The organism is Treponema saccharophilum DSM 2985 (assembly GCF_000255555.1).
Classification (GTDB): domain Bacteria; phylum Spirochaetota; class Spirochaetia; order Treponematales; family Treponemataceae; genus Treponema_D; species Treponema_D saccharophilum.
This window is the reverse complement of the sequence record NZ_AGRW01000045.1, coordinates 86,760-104,403: the sequence shown is the minus strand read 5'-3', so window position 1 is coordinate 104,403 and position 17,644 is coordinate 86,760. Positions and strand designations below refer to the sequence as shown.

The 17,644-nt window shown below is 51.0% G+C and carries 20 protein-coding genes; 15 read left to right on the top strand and 5 right to left on the bottom strand.

Annotated elements, in window-relative coordinates; genetic code table 11:
• Nucleotides 1–3 precede the first annotated feature (3 nt).
• Nucleotides 4–306 carry a hypothetical protein gene (locus TRESADRAFT_RS06985; protein ID WP_002704204.1) on the bottom strand — a complete coding sequence of 101 codons (303 nt, stop codon included), beginning with the start codon at nt 304–306 and terminating at the stop codon, nt 4–6.
• Nucleotides 307–1,059, bottom strand: a complete 753-nt coding sequence (locus TRESADRAFT_RS06980) for a ParA family protein (RefSeq protein ID WP_002704203.1) — start codon at nt 1,057–1,059, stop codon at nt 307–309.
• A gap of 59 nt (nt 1,060–1,118) precedes the next feature.
• Here TRESADRAFT_RS06980 and TRESADRAFT_RS06975 point away from each other — a divergent pair, with 59 nt between their 5' ends.
• The 7 genes from TRESADRAFT_RS06975 (at nt 1,119) to TRESADRAFT_RS06945 (ending at nt 9,934) form a co-directional block, all read left to right on the top strand.
• Nucleotides 1,119–1,412 carry a hypothetical protein gene (locus TRESADRAFT_RS06975; protein WP_040842481.1) on the top strand — a complete coding sequence of 98 codons (294 nt, stop codon included), beginning with the start codon at nt 1,119–1,121 and terminating at the stop codon, nt 1,410–1,412.
• Between the two features lie 173 nt (nt 1,413–1,585).
• Complete coding sequence (locus TRESADRAFT_RS06970) at nt 1,586–3,568, top strand: hypothetical protein (RefSeq protein WP_002704202.1); 1,983 nt, start codon at nt 1,586–1,588, stop codon at nt 3,566–3,568.
• A gap of 95 nt (nt 3,569–3,663) precedes the next feature.
• Nucleotides 3,664–5,550 (top strand): glycoside hydrolase family 36 protein, encoded by a 1,887-nt coding sequence (locus TRESADRAFT_RS06965; protein WP_050985054.1) that lies wholly within the window; start codon nt 3,664–3,666, stop codon nt 5,548–5,550.
• Between the two features lie 41 nt (nt 5,551–5,591).
• A complete protein-coding gene (locus TRESADRAFT_RS06960; RefSeq protein WP_002704192.1) occupies nt 5,592–7,073 on the top strand; it encodes a DUF6937 domain-containing protein in 1,482 nt (493 codons plus the stop codon).
• Complete coding sequence (locus TRESADRAFT_RS06955) at nt 7,054–7,740, top strand: TetR/AcrR family transcriptional regulator (protein ID WP_002704190.1); 687 nt, start codon at nt 7,054–7,056, stop codon at nt 7,738–7,740. Before TRESADRAFT_RS06960 ends, TRESADRAFT_RS06955 begins: the two co-directional genes overlap by 20 nt.
• Before the next feature lie 56 nt (nt 7,741–7,796).
• Nucleotides 7,797–9,257, top strand: coding sequence for a glycoside-pentoside-hexuronide (GPH):cation symporter (locus TRESADRAFT_RS06950; RefSeq protein WP_002704188.1), 1,461 nt, complete (start codon nt 7,797–7,799; stop codon nt 9,255–9,257).
• A 167-nt stretch (nt 9,258–9,424) separates the two neighbouring features.
• Entirely contained in the window at nt 9,425–9,934 is a 510-nt protein-coding gene (locus TRESADRAFT_RS06945; RefSeq protein WP_002704187.1) for a bacteriohemerythrin, read from the top strand.
• A 122-nt stretch (nt 9,935–10,056) separates the two neighbouring features.
• On the opposite strand, the gene TRESADRAFT_RS06940 is transcribed toward TRESADRAFT_RS06945, so the two are convergent.
• The 3 genes from TRESADRAFT_RS06940 to TRESADRAFT_RS06930 all read right to left on the bottom strand — a co-directional run bounded on the left by TRESADRAFT_RS06940 (nt 10,057) and on the right by TRESADRAFT_RS06930 (nt 11,854).
• On the bottom strand, nt 10,057–10,296 hold the full coding sequence (locus TRESADRAFT_RS06940) for a hypothetical protein (protein ID WP_002704183.1): 240 nt from the start codon (nt 10,294–10,296) through the stop codon (nt 10,057–10,059).
• A gap of 166 nt (nt 10,297–10,462) precedes the next feature.
• Nucleotides 10,463–11,359 carry a hypothetical protein gene (locus TRESADRAFT_RS06935; protein WP_002704182.1) on the bottom strand — a complete coding sequence of 299 codons (897 nt, stop codon included), beginning with the start codon at nt 11,357–11,359 and terminating at the stop codon, nt 10,463–10,465.
• Between the two features lie 30 nt (nt 11,360–11,389).
• The gene (locus TRESADRAFT_RS06930; protein WP_002704181.1) at nt 11,390–11,854 is read right to left on the bottom strand and encodes a hypothetical protein; all 465 of its coding nucleotides are present in this window, start codon (nt 11,852–11,854) and stop codon (nt 11,390–11,392) included.
• Nucleotides 11,855–12,132: 278 nt separating this feature from the next.
• Between TRESADRAFT_RS06930 and TRESADRAFT_RS16390 the strand changes: the two genes are divergently transcribed.
• From TRESADRAFT_RS16390 to TRESADRAFT_RS06900, 8 genes are all read left to right on the top strand, one after another.
• Nucleotides 12,133–12,282 (top strand): hypothetical protein, encoded by a 150-nt coding sequence (locus TRESADRAFT_RS16390; protein WP_002704180.1) that lies wholly within the window; start codon nt 12,133–12,135, stop codon nt 12,280–12,282.
• Between the two features lie 74 nt (nt 12,283–12,356).
• The gene (locus TRESADRAFT_RS16690; RefSeq protein ID WP_002704178.1) at nt 12,357–12,479 is read left to right on the top strand and encodes a hypothetical protein; all 123 of its coding nucleotides are present in this window, start codon (nt 12,357–12,359) and stop codon (nt 12,477–12,479) included.
• A 16-nt stretch (nt 12,480–12,495) separates the two neighbouring features.
• Nucleotides 12,496–12,864 carry a hypothetical protein gene (locus TRESADRAFT_RS06925; RefSeq protein WP_002704176.1) on the top strand — a complete coding sequence of 123 codons (369 nt, stop codon included), beginning with the start codon at nt 12,496–12,498 and terminating at the stop codon, nt 12,862–12,864.
• Nucleotides 12,865–12,937: 73 nt separating this feature from the next.
• Complete coding sequence (locus TRESADRAFT_RS06920) at nt 12,938–13,177, top strand: hypothetical protein (protein WP_002704173.1); 240 nt, start codon at nt 12,938–12,940, stop codon at nt 13,175–13,177.
• A 56-nt stretch (nt 13,178–13,233) separates the two neighbouring features.
• Nucleotides 13,234–13,800 carry an adenylyltransferase/cytidyltransferase family protein gene (locus TRESADRAFT_RS06915; RefSeq protein WP_002704171.1) on the top strand — a complete coding sequence of 189 codons (567 nt, stop codon included), beginning with the start codon at nt 13,234–13,236 and terminating at the stop codon, nt 13,798–13,800.
• The gene (locus TRESADRAFT_RS06910) at nt 13,790–15,661 is read left to right on the top strand and encodes a PEP/pyruvate-binding domain-containing protein (protein ID WP_002704168.1); all 1,872 of its coding nucleotides are present in this window, start codon (nt 13,790–13,792) and stop codon (nt 15,659–15,661) included. The genes TRESADRAFT_RS06915 and TRESADRAFT_RS06910 overlap by 11 nt, the downstream gene beginning before the upstream one ends.
• Complete coding sequence (locus tag TRESADRAFT_RS06905; protein WP_002704164.1) at nt 15,658–16,785, top strand: cysteine desulfurase family protein; 1,128 nt, start codon at nt 15,658–15,660, stop codon at nt 16,783–16,785. The genes TRESADRAFT_RS06910 and TRESADRAFT_RS06905 overlap by 4 nt, the downstream gene beginning before the upstream one ends.
• Entirely contained in the window at nt 16,785–17,597 is an 813-nt protein-coding gene (locus tag TRESADRAFT_RS06900) for a viperin family antiviral radical SAM protein (RefSeq protein WP_002704162.1), read from the top strand. The genes TRESADRAFT_RS06905 and TRESADRAFT_RS06900 overlap by 1 nt, the downstream gene beginning before the upstream one ends.
• Nucleotides 17,598–17,644: the final 47 nt, after the last annotated feature.

Sequence of the window (17,644 nt, the reverse complement as noted above, 5' to 3'; positions counted from 1 at the left end):
CCTTTATCGTTTGTTCGGGATTATCTGCGTGTTCGTGACGATTATGTCGCCGAGCTTCTCGAGGTAGAGGAGGCAGTCCATGCCTCGCTTTATCCCGTCCGAGAGCGTCATGCCGTGCCTCGCGAAGAGGACTTTCAGCTCGGTTTTCAGCGCTTTTGGCATCCTGACGGAGACGACGGTCGTGTCGTCCGCCTTCTCCTCTCGCTCCGCCGCCGCCTTTGGCGTGTTCGCCTGTATGCTCTCTATCTGGCTTCCGATGCTTCCCGTCCCGGCTTTTGCCGGCTGCTGCGTGAGTTTGAGCGCCATTTATTTCAGAGCCTCCGCTATTCCCGCGAGCGCCGTGAGGGTGTCCTTCTTGACGTCCTTCACCATGTCGACCGCGCAATGGAGCCCCTGCGCCTTTTTCACCGCCTGGTCGACGGGGATGATGTAGAAGTTGTATCCCGACAGTTTCTGGAATTCCGAGAAGAACTGCTTCTGCTGGGAAATGCGCTCGTCCCTCTTGTTGAATATTATCTTGTTGAACAGCGGCTTGTCGTCGCCGAGGTCCTCCTGCTTCCTGAGCTCCGCGATGTTCGCGGTGAACGATTCCATTCCGTCGGCGCTGAACACGTCGAGCTCGAGGACCGCGACAATCTCGTCCGACGCAAGGAAGATGTTCCATTCCAGCGGGTTGAACGCGGGGCTCGTGTCAATGACGCAGTAGTCGAATCCTTCGACTTCAGCCGCCGCGACGACGTTCCTCTTGAATTCCTTGTGGTACTTCGGCGCCCGGTACAGCGCGTAGTCCCGAAGACCGCCGCCGACTCCCGCCGTCGGGAGAACGAACAGGTTCTCTATCCCCGTCTCAACGATTGCCTCCCTGAGCGTGCATTTTTCCTCGAGGACCTGCGCGAGCTCGAAGCTCAGGCTGTCGATGAGCCATGTTGACGTGTTCCCCTGCGAGTCGGCGTCGACCATCAGCGTCTTGCCCCTTTTTGCAAGCTCCGTCGCCACTGCTACTGCGGTGCTCGTCTTCCCTACGCCGCCCTTCTGGTTTGCGAATGTTATCGTTTTCATGATGTGCCTCTTTTTTCTGATGTATACAAACACACTACCATATTCTATTTGTAGTGTCAATGTATGACAACAAGAATACAAACACACTACAACACTACAAATACACTACAGAAAAAAATGCCGTTTTTTTGCTGTTTTTTGCCCCTGCGAGAACGGCCGTAGACGCGCCGGATTTTCTTTTTTGGGAAAAATATCAGCCGAAGAGGTTGGACGCAATGACGGGCGTTTTTATGCGGTTTACGGGGGTGTCGTTTTTTGCTTTTTTGACTATGTGTTTTTGCAACAATGTGGCGGCATATTCGAATCTTTTGGAACAGCCGGTTGGGGTATTGTTTTTTGTTCCTTCTTTTTGAAAAAAATGTCCGTCGGCAGGATGCCGCCCGTTATGCCGATTTGTCGGCAAACGGGTGTTGACAATTTTTGATAAGTGATATTAGTATCATCATTGTGATAGTAATTCTATCAGTATGAATTGATACCACTCATACTGATGAAAATCGACAAAAGAAAAACGGAGGAAAAAATTATGAGGATGACAAAACGGACGAAAAGGTTTTTTGCTGCGGCCGCGCTTCTTTCCCTTTCGGCGGGGATGACGTTTGCGGAGACGCACGAGCTTGTGAAGGCGCACACGCTTGAGAGCAGCGCGGGAACGATATCGTTCGGCGCGTGGGGACGCTCTACGTTTGAGCTGGGGCATTCGAACAGTTCGACGAAAGTGACGGTCGATATGACAAGCCTTGCGACTTCGGCAACTGCATCTGCGGAAAGCGATATTGCAGCTTACGAAGCGGCAAAAAGCAGCGGCACGCTGTCGGCTGTGAATGCTGCAGTCTCAGCTTTGGGCGCAGAGCCTGTCGGGACGGTGGATTTGGCGGATGACCAGAGCAATATTGCGGCTTACGGTGCGGCCGTCGCGACATATAAAGGATACAAAGCCGCGTATGACGCATATGCGGGCGGAAATACCGATACTGCTGCGGTTCTTGGAATTGCGCAGTCAGAAGGCAGCAAGTCAGGCGAGAATTTCACGAAATATGCGACGGCAAAAGGATTGATGGCGGCTCTTGAAGCCTTCGAGACGGACACTTCATCATCAAAAAACTTCGCGGGGCTGAATCCGGACTGGTCATACGGCTCCCGCGTCGGATTCTGGATTATCGGGCGCACGCCTGACGAGAAATTCGGGTTCGATTTCAACCTTGATTCGGACGCGCGCGCGCTGTTCGTCCATAAGCTGTGGGATTCGACTGAGGATACGAGCAAAATCAACTACAACGAGGACGGAAAATACGCCGTCGCAATCGGTGACCAGGCAAAAATCTGGGCGAAGATGGACAACCCGCTTTTCCAGACGAAAGTCTCGTTCGGGCGCATGAGGGAGAACGAGCTGAGGGGAAAAATCGGCGACTTCGGGCAGCGCGAGTCCGGCGACGTGAAGAGCGAGGACGACATCTTCCAGGAAATCTGGACTGCGACGGGACTTTTCGCGTCCGTCAAGGGAAACGAGGATTCCGTCCTCAAGGGATTCTACGCGAACGCCGCGATTGACCTTGCCGGCAACATCGGCGAGCTCCAAATCGGAAACGATACGATAAAGAACGACAGCGCCGCGGACAAGGACAGCTCTCAGTCGGTGGGCATGTACGACGCGTTCCGCACGGCGCAGGCGGGAATCGGCTACACCGTGCCGGGGCTTCTGCAGGTAAAGGCGCAGTATTGGGGAGATTCGATTGCGGCTTCTAACTACCGCTACGAGGCGAGCAAATATCAGGCTGCCCGCAGCGTCGGATACGATATGAACGATTATTACGGCCGCATGGAATTCGGAATCGACTGGCTCGGGTTTATGGGCGGTGCGAGCAGTCTCGGCGACCTCGATCTTGAGAAAAATCCGAACGCGGCTCTCATCGAGCTCGGGGTCAAGGTTCCGATTGTCACGCGCGAAGGACTCCGCGACTACGACCCGGAGAAATTCTACAACTGGTATTCCTGCCTCGGTGCGATGGGCGTCATTCAGAAGGGTTTCATCCTTTACAAAGGTCACTTGTGGGGCGGACAGGGAACGTCGAACCTCGGAAATTACACGGACATTTCCGGAAGCGGTTCCGGCCTGCTTACTATGGAGGCTGGCGACGGCGCGAACATCTTCATGGCGGGTGCCGATTTCCTCGCGGAGGTCTGCCTGAACCCGTTCGGGAAGCAGGACGTGTTCCTCGGGCTTTCCGGAAACTACAACATCACTTCCGCGAGCGCTGACGGGAAAGCGCTTGCGATGGGGCAGACGCAGCCGCTCGCTCTCAATGACCTTGAGCTCCGCCAGCACAATATCGGCGCGGAAATCTACGTGAAGAAGACGTTCGGCGCGAACAACTATCTCTTTGCCGGAATCGCCGAGAGGTTCTCGCTTTCGTCTATGGACGGAAACGTGGAAGGCCTTGTCGACCTTTCCTACACCTCCAAGAACAATAAATTCTACATGCCGATTGGAATCGAGATGTTCTTCTGATTCAGGGCGGAAAAAAATCGTATTATTATAGAAGAAACCGGACGAATCCGCGCTCATCTATGGCGGACTCGTCCGGCGGTGAGGATTTACTGGATATGCTTTCTGAAAGAATTGAGTACATGTACGAGGGGGCGGGGGAGCGCGACGAGTGCAGCCGGACCTTCGCGCGTTTTTCCATCAACAATCTCATTGGGCGGTTCATCCCCGAAGGATGCCGGTCGTTCTGTTTGGAGAATGACTTCTCCTTTTACGGTTCGGGCTGGCAGTCATGGGGATTCGGCGGAGAGGTCGCGTGCGGAAAGGCGCAGGAAAAGTATTTTCCGGTGATTCCCCAATGGAAACAGTATTTTACGCCCCCGGGAAGGCGGCGCGGGATAAGCCGGCGCGCGCTCGTCGGGTGCTTCATAATGTATTTGCGGTGGAACGTCGGCGGGCGGAACGTCTATCTGGCGCTTTGTTCCACGGGGAACTGCCGTACGGGAACGTCCGCGCTTCCGCCCGTGGTGTTCGGCGTGGACAGAAACGCGCGGGAGATTGCCTGCTCCGTCATATCCGACGGGCACGAATGGCGTCGCGGGGACAAAATCGCGGAGCTTTTCGTTTTCGGCGCGGACGGTTTTTTCGAGCTGAAGGATTCGGTGCGCGCGCTTTATTCGCATGACGACGGGGAGCGTTTCGGGCGGCTCTCGTTCCTCGGCGGCGGGATGATTGGCGGCTGGGAGTCGTGGTACAACCACTATGCGGATATAAACTGGAATCTTATCAGGGCCGACCTCGATTCGCTCGACACTTCGCAGAATATCGTCAAGGTGCAGTTCATCGACGGCGGCAAACCGTGCGTCTTCCAGGTCGATGACGGATGGGAGCGTGCGCTCGGCGATTGGGATGCCGACAAGTCGCGTTTTCCAAGCGGGATGCGCGCACTCGCATCGGAAATTTCGTCGAGGGGATATGTTCCCGGGTTGTGGCTCGCGCCGTTCATCGTCGATTTCCGCTCCGAATTCGCGCGGAACCATCGCGACTGGATTCTCTGCGACAAAAAAGGAAAGCCCGTTGCCGCGGGAATGAACCCGCTTTGGGGCGCGTCGTTCGGAAAGGAGCAGCCCTCGCTTCCGCATTCGTATTTCTGCCTCGACCTCAGCCGCGGCGACGTTCTCGATTACCTCGACTCTCTCATGGAAAAAGTAATCGAGGAGTGGGGATTCCGCTACATAAAGCTCGACTTCCTCTTTGCGGGGATGCTGGTCGGGAATTTCGCGCGCGAAGGCGCCCCCTACGAATGGTACGACAAGGCGGTGCGCGTCCTTACGCGGCGCACGGTGAACGCGGCTGGGGAGGGGGTCGCCTACCTCGGCTGCGGGCTTCCGTTCGAAAACTCGTTCAACGCATTCCCGCTTTCGCGCATCGGGCCGGACACGAAGGAAGCGTGGGACGTGGGCTGGCTGCGCGCCGCGCATTTTCCGGCACGGACGAGCGCGTTCGCGAACATGCAGAGCACGCTCGGGCACGCGTTTTGGGACGGCGCTGTTTTCCTTAACGACCCGGACGTCGTTTTCATGCGCTCCGAGAACATCATGCTTTCCGACAAGGAGAAAATCCTCATCGCGCTGGTGAATTTCCTTTTTGCGAGCCAGCTGATGTATTCGGACGACCCGACGGAATTCGACGTCTCGCGCGAGGGAAAGCTGACGGAAAAAATCTGCGGGCTTTTCGGGAAGTTCGGCGGAATCGAATTCGGCGTCGAGAATATCAGCCCGGTCGCTTATTCGGTTTTCAGCAGGAACGGAAAATACCGCGGGATAATAAATCTGGGCGACTCGCCGCTCCGCGCGGAGCGGAAGACGGTTGCGGGCGCAGGAACGGATGATGCCGCGCTTGAGCCGGTAATCGAATTCGCGTCGGGGCGCGGGAACGCGCTTGTCTTCGAGCCGCATTCGATTTCGCTTTACGAGGTCCGTTATGGCGGCGCGGAAAGAAAATGAGGCGGATTCCGGAAAAACACGATTTTAAGCAAGGGGGAAAAATGGACAGGACATCGGAAATATTCGGCAACAAGATTGACAGCAGGACGGTGAGGAAGGCGTTCGCGAGACAGCGGAAATTCCTGCGGAAATTCGGCGACGACAGGAACAGAGAATACCATCTTGCCGTCGTGGACAATCCCGTCCTCACGCCCGCATTCGGCGCGAAGGTGCTCACCCTTTCCGACAAGCCGCTCGGGAAACTGCCCGAGAAATGCGTTGTAATCGGAAACATCCGCATGGGGTTCGGGCATTACCGCATATCGATGGCGATGGCGAGCGCCGCGCGCGCTTTGGGCTACACCCCGCTTTGGCTCGACCTGAATTCTTTTCCCGAAACGACGGGCACGAAGATAATCGCCTATCAGAACAAACTCTATTCGATGGCGTCGAGGCTTTCGCAGAAGTCGAGGATGTTCAACAAATTCGTCTGGGATCCGCTCAACACGGAGGGGTTCAAGCGCCTCACGTACAACGCGGTTGATCAGGCTTCGTCCGAGCTGATGACGCCCGTTATGAGAGACCTTCCGCGCGACATTCCGTTCATCGCGACGCACGTCTGGCCGGCGCAGGCCGCGGTGCACGCGGGATTCTCGCACGTGGTGAACGCGATTCCCGACAACTGGGCGATGGCGCTCCACCTTTCCGAGGGCGCGCTCCATCTCGTGCAGACGCCGTCGTCGTATTTCTCGTACCGGACGCTCAAATCGTTCGCGGGCGAGAAAGTGCTTGCGCCGATGGGCGAGGACGACATTTTCTATGCCGGGCATTACATCGACGACGAATTCGTCTCGAACATAGAGAAGGACTGCGCCGAGCGGATTGCCCGCGCGGAATCGGGAAAACCCGTGCGCTTCCTCCTCACGATTGGGGGCGCGGGCGCGCAGGGCGACTATTTTGCCGCGCTCGTTCGGAAGCTCGTCCCGTTCATAAAAGAGGGGAGGGCGGTTCTCTACCTGAATATCGGGGATTACAAAAGCGTCTGGGACATGTTCGAGCAGAAAGTCCCGGAGCTCGGCGGGATTTCCGAGACGCACTTCGACGATTGGGAAGGAACGCGCGCGTTCGCCTCGTCCCCGGCCGAATCCGGCGTGCACGTGTTCTGCCATAAGGACATATTCGCTGCGGTCTACGCGACGAATCTCCTCATGCGCGCCTGCGACGTTCTCATAACGAAGCCGAGCGAGCTTGCGTTCTATCCCGTCCCGAAGCTCATGATTCAGCACGTCGGCGGGCACGAATGCTGGGGCGCTGTCCGCGCTGCCGAAATCGGGGACGGAACGCCGGAATGCCCGAATCTTGCCTACGCGGAGTCCATGCTCGCATCATTCATAGAAAAACGTGATATTCTCTTGAACATGAATCATGCGATTCTGTCAAACAAGAAGTCCGGGATTTACAACGGCGCCTACCACGCTGTGGAGCTTGCCGCCGACATGGATTCCGGGCGAAAGGAGTCCGTTTATGCCTATGCAGGCCGCTGAGAGAAGAAAGATTGAGATGGAGAACCTCCGCAACGAGCGTATGCGCCACATCGTCGAGTGCGCGTTCGGGTTGTTCGCGGAGAAGGGAATCGAGAGCATATCGATGAACGAGATTGCCGTTCAGGCGGAAATCGGGGTCGCGTCCCTCTACCGTTATTTCCAGACGAAGGAGGATTTGGCGATTGAGGCGGCGATTTATGCTTGGGGAGTCGAGGAGCGCGTTTTTTCCGGCGTCTTTTCCACCGAGGAGTACGGTTCGCTCAGCGGCCTTGAGCAGATACGGAGCCTGCTTGAGGTTTTTCAGGATGCTGTCGTCACGCAGAGAAGTTTCTTCAGCTTCATCTATTATTTTGACTCCTTCATAACGAAGGGGGATGTCGGCGCGGAGAAACTCAGGCGCTACGACGAAACCGTAAACGTGACGAACCAGCTCGTCATCAATGCTTTCTCGAAAGGCAGAAAGGACGGCTCGATTCATCTCGGGAAAAGCGGCTCCGCATTTCCCGAGGCGTCCGACCTCGAAATCTGCTTCACGATGATGCACTCGCTTTTCTGCGTCGCGCAAAAAATCGCCATTTCCGGGGAGATGCTCCAGATGGACAGGGCGTTTGAGGGGCGGCGGCAGATAGAGATTCTTATAAACATGATGCTTTCCGCGCTCGGCTGACGCGGGAATCGTGCCGGCGGGAATATTCCGCCGCAATCGAAAAGGAGGATTACAAAATGTTGGGTCTGAAAGAGAAGATATCGTATGGTCTTGGCGCCGTCGGTAAGGATATGGTCTATATGCTTTCCGCGAGCTACGTCCTCTACTATTTCGAGGATATCCTCGGAGTGAGCGCCGCCGCGATGGGCGTCATCCTTCTTGTGGCGCGTGTTTTCGACGCGTTCAACGATCCGATAATGGGCGTCGTCGTGGCGAAAACAAGGACGCGCTGGGGAAAATTCCGTCCGTGGCTTCTTGTCGGGACGCTGACGAATGCCGTCGTCCTTTTCCTCATGTTCGCGGCTCCGCCGTCGCTTGACGCGCGCGGTCTTGTCGCATATGCCGCCGTCACGTACATCGTGTGGGGCGTCACCTACACGATGATGGACATTCCCTACTGGTCGATGATTCCCGCGTTCACGAACGGCGGAAGCGAGCGTGAAGGTCTGACGACTTTGGCAAGGAGCTGCGCGGGAGTCGGTTCCGCGATTATCTCGATACTGACGATGGTCGCCGTTCCTGTTCTCGGAAAGATTTTCGGCGGCGCCGTTCCTGCCGGGCTTTCGATGCGCTTTCCTGAAAAGCAGTGGATTGAGCTGAACGGGTTCAGGTACTTCACGCTCGCGGTCGCAGTTCTCTTCGTCGTCTTTACGATAGTGATGTGCGTTTTCGTCAGGGAAAAATCGTCCGTGGACATGAAAACGGCATCTGTCGGCGAGATGTTCCGCGCGCTCGTCCAGAACGACCAGGCGATGACCGTAGTCCTCACGATTGTCGTCATAAACATCGCGCTCTACATAACGTCGAACCTCGTCATCTATTTCTTCAAGTACGACATAGGCGGAACGTCCTGGCACAACGGGTACGCGCTTTTCAACATGGTCGGCGGCGGAACGCAGATTCTCGCGATGATGATTCTCTATCCTTTCCTTCGCGGCGTCCTCAAACTGAACAACATCCGGATTTTCTACGTCAGCATATTCATGAGCATCATCGGGTACGTCGCGCTTCTTGCGCTCGCGACTATCGGCGTGTCGAACATCGTCCCGCTCCTCGTGCCCGGCGTCATCGTCATGGCGTCTGCGGGCGTGAACAACGTCATAATCACGGTTTTCCTTGCGAACACCGTCGATTACGGCGAGCTGAAGAACAACCGCAGGGACGAGAGCGTGATTTTCTCGATGCAGACGTTCGTGGTGAAGCTCGCCTCGGGAATTTCCGCGTTCGTCGCGTCGATAGCTCTTTCCGTGCTGAATTTCAAGCAGGCGGGCGGTTCCTGCATCGCCGAGTCGGGAATCGATTTTGCGGCCGGCGTTCCCGCGTCGTCGAAAATGGCGCTCCGCATGGTGATGACGCTCGTTCCGATTTTCGTTCTTGCCGCGGGTCTCCTTCTTTTCCGGAGCCGGTTCACCCTGACGGATTCCAAAATCGCCGAGATTTCGGAGAAGCTTTCCGAAAAGAAATCTGCCCGGGAATAAGTGCTTTCCCGTGAAACATTTCACGGGTTTTTCAATGCTGTTTCAATAATGCCTCGCCGGAAAAGCTGCAATCCGCGCGGGGCTTTTTTTGGGATGGTCTCGGAGCGAAAGTTGAAGTATAGTAGATTTGTCCGGAAGCCGTTTTCGCTTCCGGAACGGGGGCTTTTATGGTTTTGTACAGCGTCTCGAAAGGCATTTCGCTTGACGACATACGGAAAGAGAAGAAATTCGTGGAATGGGACTCGAAATTCGAGATGGGAATAGAGAAAATCGACTCGCAGCACAAAAAACTTGTCGAGTTGTGCGACGGTCTCTACAAAAAAATAATGGAGACGCGCGCCGACTCGTCATCTGACTGGCACGAATCGATGAAGGGCGCGCTCAAGGAATGCGCCGACTATGTTCTCGTCCATTTCCGCGACGAGGAAACCCTTATGAAAGCCGCGGGATTCCCCGCCCTTGCCGAACACAAGCGCTCGCACGAGATGTTCACAAAAAAAGTCGTCGAGACCGTCAAATCGTTCTCCGAACTTTCGATAACGGACGCGATTCAGTTCGTGCGCTTCCTGCATGAATGGATTTTCACGCACATCGCGCACGAGGACAAACTGTTCGCGAAACCCTGCCGCGACTACATTTCCGAACGCGAATCTCTCGGAGAACCTTTTTCGTTCTGAGTTTGCTTCGGCCTCACAAGTGCCCGCGGAACATGGCAGCTCAGTTCCGCGCATTTTTTGTCTGGCGGAGATTTGAAATGCGGGGTGGAATCTTTGCTGGGTGGGAGGGCGTTTGGCACACTTCACATACGCCACAATTCCGAACTTCCGATTTTTGTAGGTTCCTTCATGTCCGCACCGCAATCGAGAAAAAGATGGATTATTTCGTCTATCTCTGAAAAATTCCCCGACTTCTTTTTGAACATCCCCGTTTCCTGAATCTCCATTTTGGAAACAACAATAAAAGCGACGAGCGGCGTAATGTCGAAATTTCCGCTGTGCATGACGTTTTCTGCTTTTTTCTTGAACTCTGGCAAAAACATTTTCAGCGTTTTCCAATATTCATAACACAAGCAACGGAATATAAAGGAATCTGGCAGTTTTACAATTCTGCCTTTTGCGTCGCCAAGACACGGAACAAGCTGCACAAAATTTATATCATTTCCCTCCTAATTTTTTGAAGCAGAGTAAGCCTGTAGAATACAAATTCTATAGTTTTGATTTTAATTGTATAAGATTTTCCTTCTGTCTGGCTGTATTTTCCTGAATACGAGAAAATAACTCTTTGTGATGTTTCTCATCTTCGGCACGACGTTGAGCAAAATAGCGACTTAAGGTACTGTTTTTATCTTTCAGTTGCATCTTCATCCATTCTCGTACAGCTTCGATTTCTTCCTTCGTAAAACAGGTATCTTCAAAATCATCACCAAAAAAGTTCCAAATTCTTTCCATTTCGTGCTTTTCGTCAGTTTGTTGGTCTTTATTTTCTGGAAATATGCAATAAGTTTCGTCACCCTTTGAAAGGACAATATATTCCATTTGTCCCCATTCTGCCGTAGACCATGCCTCTACATCAGATATATCTACAGGAAGACCTGTTTCACTCCTGGGAAGCATAAGAGGCTCAGACTTTTCTTTTCTTGGTTTATTAAGACGTTTGATGAAAACTTTCTTTTGCTGCTCTACATAATAAATAATGTCATCTGAATCTTTTATTACATCCGCCTTATAAACAGTTCGCACTCTCCCTTCTCCTGCAACTTTCCTGTCAAAATAGGCAATTAGTTTAAGAAAGTCCTCCTGAAGATTGGGCTCTACTTTTTTCCATTCAACTCTTTTTGCAAAATTAAAAAGATAATAAATAAGATATTCATAAAAAAAATATACATCAGAAAATTCAGTAGAAATGTCATTCTGCATTTTCACTTTCAAAATGGCACAAACATTTCCTTTCACATCAACCGCCGCAACTCCACAGTTATTCCAGCGTCTGCCGGTGAAATAACGGATGCATGTGTTTGATGGGGCTTGGCTTTTTATTTCTGAATCTAAAATCTGTTTTTCTTCTTCTGTTGATTCTGTAAAATGAAAACTAAAATCAATCATCTTCTTCCTCTGCTTTTGTAGTAAAACAGGTTACAGTAAAATCGGTTTCGGGAGGCACTTATAAAGCTCCACGAATTCCTTAAAAAAAGGTTTCATAAAATCCGCACAACCGCCTGTTCTTTTTAATAATTTCAATTTGTGGTGAATTGAATCTATGTCTGCATTATAATCACCCATGTTAAGGTCACGAAGATTCGGATTTTTCTTTACAGGACGACCTTTGATAGAATTAATGTTATTGATATCATCACGAGCTTCGGCAATAAATGACATCTTGAAGGACATAGGCTTTTCGTGCCCGTACTTTTTATCTGTATTCTGACCTGTAGAAGCCATTAGAATAGTCATAAGCAAGCTACCTATAAGGTAAACATAGTAGTCATCATACAGAACTTTTGTATCAAGCTCTTTCTGTGATGGGACATAATCATGTGTTTCTGACAGTATACCGTCAAGCTCTTCCTGACTTAAATATTTTTCGTTTGTTTCCAACATATTTTACTCCCCGCTTCCAATCCACAAGCATTTCAAGATTTCGACATAAAAGATAAATAGTCATCACAAAATTAAATATAGGGCGATTTTAGAATTCGTAAACGAGAAGCTTAGTTTTTTATTATGATTCCAGCAGTTCTGACATTCTTGCACGAATCTTTTTTACAAGCTTACTGATATAGCTTTTTGTGTAAGGATTGCCAGTTTCTTCATTAATCAAAATCATTTCTTTTTGTTTTTTTCCTTCAACAAGAAAACCAAGAATTTGAAGCTCAACAATGCCAAACAAGAACACAAAACCAATCACCCCCGCGAACAATGCCGCGAACATGCAGAACGCAAACAAAGGCACGGCGGGAACGAACCGTCAGTGCGACCAGAATCATGGCAACCGCGGAAAGCAGCTGAACCCGAACAGAAAAAAGTAAACTTCTCTTTTTTTTCTCGGCAAATCCGTCAACATTCCGGCGGATTGCGGCTTGTTTATCATAAGGAGGCATTCATGCTCAGAAAAGATTACGACTACACACAGGAGCAGCTGGACGACTACGCAAACCAGAACAACCCGAACAATGAGGAGTATTGGCATTCGCGCGGCCTTGATTATCAGAATCCGGATTTGTAAGACTAGGAGGTTTCGCATGTATTTTTCGCCACCAAGAAAAAGTTCGACTTGCTTTTCTAAAAGCGGGAATCCGCTCACCGAATACGACACGGTTGATGAAGCACAGTCGAGCGCGGACTACGAAAGGGAAAGAATCGGCTGCGATTTTGCTCCCTACCAATGCCCAAAATGCGGGAAATTTCATCTCAAACCGAGGGAATTTTTCGTTCAAAAACTGACCACGCGATGCTCGTGCAGTGACGTAAACGGGAATGCAAAGGACGCATACCCGACGAGGGCAGAAGCGGAAAAAATGGCGGGAATCCGCGCAAAGGCGGGAGTCCATCTTTCCGTCTACGAATGTCCCGAAGAAAACGGTTGGCATTTGACGAGCCATCCGTTTTGAATCAAAAAACGTATTTTTTGCCTGCAATCTGCCGGATTTTTTCGGTTTGCAGGCAATCCAGAAGGAGGCACACATGACAAGGAATGATTTTCGAGCAGAACTCAAACGCATTTTCACAGGCTACAAGCACATGACGTCCCGAATCGAATCGGAGCTGCAGAAACTCGGGATTTCGGTCAGCCGAAAAAGAAACCACGCGATATTGCAGGTTCCGAACGGAAGCGGCTACCGCTCGGTTTCGGTCAGCGTGTCCGGAAGCGACAAGCGCGCCGGTCTGAATGTCGTCACGGAAATCTGCCGGGCGATGTCATGATGGGGAAATTTTGGCAAAAACGCGGGGGATTTGTACGTTTTCTTTAGGAGGAGCATGTGAGAGAAAAACATAAAATAGGCGTCATTCACGGGCGTTTTCAGGGATTGCACAACGGGCATCTTGAATACCTGCTCGAAGGGAAAAAGCGGTGCGAGCGGCTGATAATCGGAATCACGAACTACACGGGAAACACGAAAGACGAGCGAATCAGCAGAATCGACACGCACAGGCTCGATTCCACCGCAAATCCGTTCACATTCTTCGAACGGCTTGAGATGATTCGGGCGGCACTTTTGGGCGAGGGAATATGCGAAAGCGAATTTACTATCGTGCCGTTTCCGATTGAAACCCCGGATTTGCTTTTCAACTTCGTGCCGAAAGACGCCGTGTTCTTCATGACGATTTACGATGACTGGGGGCGCGACAAATTCAAGACGCTTTCGGATTTGGGGGTGAATGTCGAAGTGATGTGGGAGCGCACGCCGGAACAAAAGCCGATAAGCGGAAGCCTTTTGAGGAAAACGATTGCGGAAGGCGGAAATTGGGAGAACCTCGTCCCTTCTTCGGTGGCGGATTACATAAAAGAGCACGATTTGTGTGGGAGAATTGCTGATGGAAAATAATATTCTTGGTTCTGAATCCGAAATAACGCAGGAAGAGTTCGGTGGCAAGGCGTTTGGACTGAAATGGCTTTTCGACAACAAAATCAAAGTTCCAAAAACGTATTTTGCGCGCGTTTTTCCAAGTGAAAATTCCAGCGATTTCGAGAGTTATGCAAATTCCACAGTTTCCGCGCTTATCGAAAATGCGGCTTTCAGCAAAAACAGAATCGCCGTTCGCTCTTCGGGAATAACCGAGGACGGCGCGGAAGAAAGCAAGGCGGGCAATTACAAAACGAAACTCAACGTTGATTTTGACAAAGATTCGGTTTTGGGCGCCGTTCGGGAAGTCGTTCACAGCGGAAGCCGTTCTGGCGAGAAAATGGGCGTCGTTTTTCAGGAGATGGTTGACGCTGAAATTTCAGGCGTGCTTTTCACGTCGAATCCGCTGACATATTCAAAAAAAGAATGCGTAGTCAATTTCAGGCACGGAATCGGAGAGGCTCTCGTTTCTGGAACCGACAAGGGCGAAAATCGGATTGTCGAAAAAGAGAAAATCGGGGAAATAAATGAAGACTGGCTGAAAGAAGTGTGCGAAATCGGCATTTTATCGGAAACGAAATTCGGGAAGCCGCTCGATATGGAATTCGCCGTGGAAAAAGGCAGCGGAAAACTGTATTTTCTGCAGTGCCGCCCTGCAACGGGAATCCTTTTCAACGAGAACTGCGTCAAAAAAGTTTCCGTTTCGGAGATTGGCGGAAACAAAAAAATAAAATCGCTCGACAAAATCGCGATGCGCCTGGCTGCCGAAAAACGCGGCGTTATGGTTTCGCCCGCTTTTGCGGTGTGCGTGAACTGCCTGACGGATGAGTTTCCGATAGAGAAAACTGAACTTGAACGAAGCGAATTTTGCACGGGATACAATGTCGTCGTCATTCTTCCGAAACTTACCGATTCAAAAATTCTCCGCTCGTTTGCCGGTGAAAAGCAGAATGTCTCAAACGCAATCGCCTGCAACCGCTACGGAATCCGCACGTTCCCGGAGCACGGCAACGTTTTTGCTACGCTCAAAGCGCTGTATGAAAAAGTGAAGGACAATTCCTGGATTTGCACGATGATAATCCAGGAGATTTTTGATCCTCTTTACACGGGAATAGTGCGGCGCAATGGCGATAATTTTATTTTGGAGATTGCACGCGGGCATTTCGTTGCGAAGGGAATTTTTCCGATGAGCCGCTATATAATAGATGAAAACAAAACAGTCTTGAACCGAAACGAGATTGTTCAGGAAAAATGCATACGCCTTATCGAAGGCTGCAGAATCGAGCAGAAATGCGGTGAGAAAATCAGCCTGACCGATTCCGAGATTTCTTCTGTCATCAGTGCGTTCTCCAGTTATCTCACGAAAGAAAAGTCTTTGAATCTTGAGATTGGCATCCTGAAAAAGGGCGGAAAAATCATCCCGTATCTCATCGATGTCACCGACGAGCAGAAATCCGCGAACGTCCAGGAAGATGACATTCTGAACGGCGTCATTTCACGGGGAAGCGGAAAGGGTGTTCTCGTGAGGCTTGAGCGGCAGAGCCTTGATTCATCGCTCGATTCGCATTTCAAGGATTCTTTTGTCGATAACGGCGAGACCGGCAGAAAGGAAATTTATTTGTGCGATGTGCCGGATATTGCCCTGAAAAACCGGCTCGGAAAAAACTGCGCGGGCTTTCTGTTCAAGGAAGGCTCGCTTCTCTGCCATCTTTCCGTTCTTCTGCGCGAAAAGGGAATTCCCGCGCTTGTCGGAATCGACGAAAACCGCTTCAGCGAAGGCGAGATTTATGAAATCGACACTTCGGTGTCTGGAACATGCGAGAAAAAGGTTTGGAAAATATGATTTATTTTGACAATGCTGCGACAACAAAAATGGACGGCGAAATCCTTGAAGCGATGATGAACTCGATGAAAAACAGTTGGGGAAATCCGTCAAGCGAACATTCTGCCGGCGAGAAAGCAAAAAAACTGCTTGAAAAAAGCCGAAACGACATACTTTCTTCACTCGGTCTTCCGAGCTGGAAGCTGATTGCAACGAGCGGTGCGACCGAGAGCAACAACCTTGCGCTTTTCGGCTTTCTGGCCACCCACAAAAAAGGGCATTTTATCACGGTCAAAACCGAGCACAAGTCGATTCTTGAGCCTGCCGAATATCTTTTGGAAAACGGCTTTGACGCGACTTTTCTGAATGTCGATTCAAACGGGCAAATCGATATCGATGAATTCCGCTCGGCAATCCGCGATGACACCGTATTGCTTTCATTCAGCTTCGTGAACAACGAGACGGGCATCATTCAGAAAAACTGGCGCGAAATCGTAAAAATCGCGCATGAAAACGGAATTGCCGTCCACACGGATGCAGTTCAGGCAATCGGGCATGTTGACGTTGAGTGGGAGCAGTTCGACCTGATTACGATTACCGCGCACAAAATCGGCGGGCCGAAAGGTATCGGATGCCTTCTATTGCGTCCGTCAGTTTCCTTGTCTCCAATCATTTTTGGTGGCGGACAAGAAAATGCAATACGAGGCGGAACGGAAAATGTTTCGGGTCTTTATGCGTTCTCTTTGGCAGTCAAAAAAATTGTTTCCGACATGAAGCTCGCGGAAATCCAGCAGATGAAAGATTTTCTCAAGCGAGAAATCAAAAAAATTGTTCCGGACGCGGTTTTCAACGGCGCAGGTTGTTCGATTCCGCATATTCTGAGCGTCACGATTCCCGATTTTGACAGCGAAAATCTGATTTCGGAACTCGACTTCAAGGGAGTTTGCGTTTCCGGCGGCTCTGCCTGCCTGAACAACGAAAACGCGTTCTCGCACGTGATTTATTCGATGACCGGCTCGGAAAAAAGCGCGCGGGAAACGATGAGGATTTCTCTGTGCAAAGAAAACACGCTTGCCGAATGCGAGGAATTCGCGCGGATTTTTTCTGCCGTCATTTGCGATTTCAAGAAACTAAGGAGCGCATGATGAACAAGATTTTCAATTTGCATTTTACGGATTTCTGCAATTTCAACTGCCGCTGCTGCTACGCCAAAAAAGACAAGAACTGTCTTTCGTTCGACGATATTCAGAAAATCATCGAAAACATTGCCGGTTATTTCGAAAAACACGGGATAACGGATGGGCGCGTGAACATTGCGGGCGGAGAGCCGACTACAAGCAAAGACTTGCAAAAAATAATCGACGCTGTCGTCTCGAAAGGAATAAAGGCTTCGCTTATAACGAACGGAATTCTTCTGACAGAGGAATTCGTCCGCGAAAATGCCGGAAAACTTACGATGATTGGGCTCAGCATCGATTCTCTGAACGACGGAACGAACAGAATTCTCGGCCGGTGCGAAGGCGTGGGCGGAAGGGTTTTCGATTACGGAAGGCTCGTTGCTATTTGCAGGTGCATAAAGGAGTGCGGCATAACGCTCAAAATAAATGTCGTCGCGTCGAAATTGAATTTCAACGAGGACATAAAGCGGCTTCTTGATGACGTCCGGCCGAAACGGTTCAAGATTTTGCAGATGCTTCCCACGACACCGTTCGCCGAGGAAAACGCCTTGTCGGAGTCTGAATTCGACAAATATGTGCAGAAATATGATGGCTACAATCCTGTTACCGAAAAACAGGAGAACATAAAAAAAGCGTATCTGATAATCGACTCTTCGGGTTTCGTCACGACGAACAACCTGCATTTCGACAAAAAACACAATGCGCTCGAAAAGTCTCTTGACGAAATTCTGGACGACATCGATTTTGATTTCGAAAGCGAGGCGGCACGCTACAAATAGAATGCGAAAAAATACCCGCCATTCCGATTTTTCAGCATGGCGGGTAT

Bases quoted from the DNA above. Each gene is read 5' to 3' on its own strand.
- TRESADRAFT_RS06980 (WP_002704203.1), bottom strand. From the start codon at position 1,059: ATGAAAACGATAACATTCGCAAACCAGAAGGGCGGCGTAGGGAAGACG.
- TRESADRAFT_RS06975 (WP_040842481.1), top strand. From the start codon at position 1,119: ATGTATGACAACAAGAATACAAACACACTACAACACTACAAATACACT.
- TRESADRAFT_RS06920 (WP_002704173.1), top strand. From the start codon at position 12,938: ATGACAAGGAATGATTTTCGAGCAGAACTCAAACGCATTTTCACAGGC.
- TRESADRAFT_RS06930 (WP_002704181.1), bottom strand. From the start codon at position 11,854: ATGTTGGAAACAAACGAAAAATATTTAAGTCAGGAAGAGCTTGACGGT.
- TRESADRAFT_RS06965 (WP_050985054.1), top strand. From the start codon at position 3,664: ATGCTTTCTGAAAGAATTGAGTACATGTACGAGGGGGCGGGGGAGCGC.
- TRESADRAFT_RS06960 (WP_002704192.1), top strand. From the start codon at position 5,592: ATGGACAGGACATCGGAAATATTCGGCAACAAGATTGACAGCAGGACG.
- TRESADRAFT_RS16390 (WP_002704180.1), top strand. From the start codon at position 12,133: ATGCCAAACAAGAACACAAAACCAATCACCCCCGCGAACAATGCCGCG.
- TRESADRAFT_RS06935 (WP_002704182.1), bottom strand. From the start codon at position 11,359: ATGATTGATTTTAGTTTTCATTTTACAGAATCAACAGAAGAAGAAAAA.
- TRESADRAFT_RS06905 (WP_002704164.1), top strand. From the start codon at position 15,658: ATGATTTATTTTGACAATGCTGCGACAACAAAAATGGACGGCGAAATC.
- TRESADRAFT_RS06985 (WP_002704204.1), bottom strand. From the start codon at position 306: ATGGCGCTCAAACTCACGCAGCAGCCGGCAAAAGCCGGGACGGGAAGC.
- TRESADRAFT_RS06925 (WP_002704176.1), top strand. From the start codon at position 12,496: ATGTATTTTTCGCCACCAAGAAAAAGTTCGACTTGCTTTTCTAAAAGC.
- TRESADRAFT_RS16690 (WP_002704178.1), top strand. From the start codon at position 12,357: ATGCTCAGAAAAGATTACGACTACACACAGGAGCAGCTGGACGACTAC.
- TRESADRAFT_RS06900 (WP_002704162.1), top strand. From the start codon at position 16,785: ATGAACAAGATTTTCAATTTGCATTTTACGGATTTCTGCAATTTCAAC.
- TRESADRAFT_RS06950 (WP_002704188.1), top strand. From the start codon at position 7,797: ATGTTGGGTCTGAAAGAGAAGATATCGTATGGTCTTGGCGCCGTCGGT.
- TRESADRAFT_RS06940 (WP_002704183.1), bottom strand. From the start codon at position 10,296: ATGTTTTTGCCAGAGTTCAAGAAAAAAGCAGAAAACGTCATGCACAGC.
- TRESADRAFT_RS06910 (WP_002704168.1), top strand. From the start codon at position 13,790: ATGGAAAATAATATTCTTGGTTCTGAATCCGAAATAACGCAGGAAGAG.
- TRESADRAFT_RS06955 (WP_002704190.1), top strand. From the start codon at position 7,054: ATGCCTATGCAGGCCGCTGAGAGAAGAAAGATTGAGATGGAGAACCTC.
- TRESADRAFT_RS06945 (WP_002704187.1), top strand. From the start codon at position 9,425: ATGGTTTTGTACAGCGTCTCGAAAGGCATTTCGCTTGACGACATACGG.
- TRESADRAFT_RS06970 (WP_002704202.1), top strand. From the start codon at position 1,586: ATGAGGATGACAAAACGGACGAAAAGGTTTTTTGCTGCGGCCGCGCTT.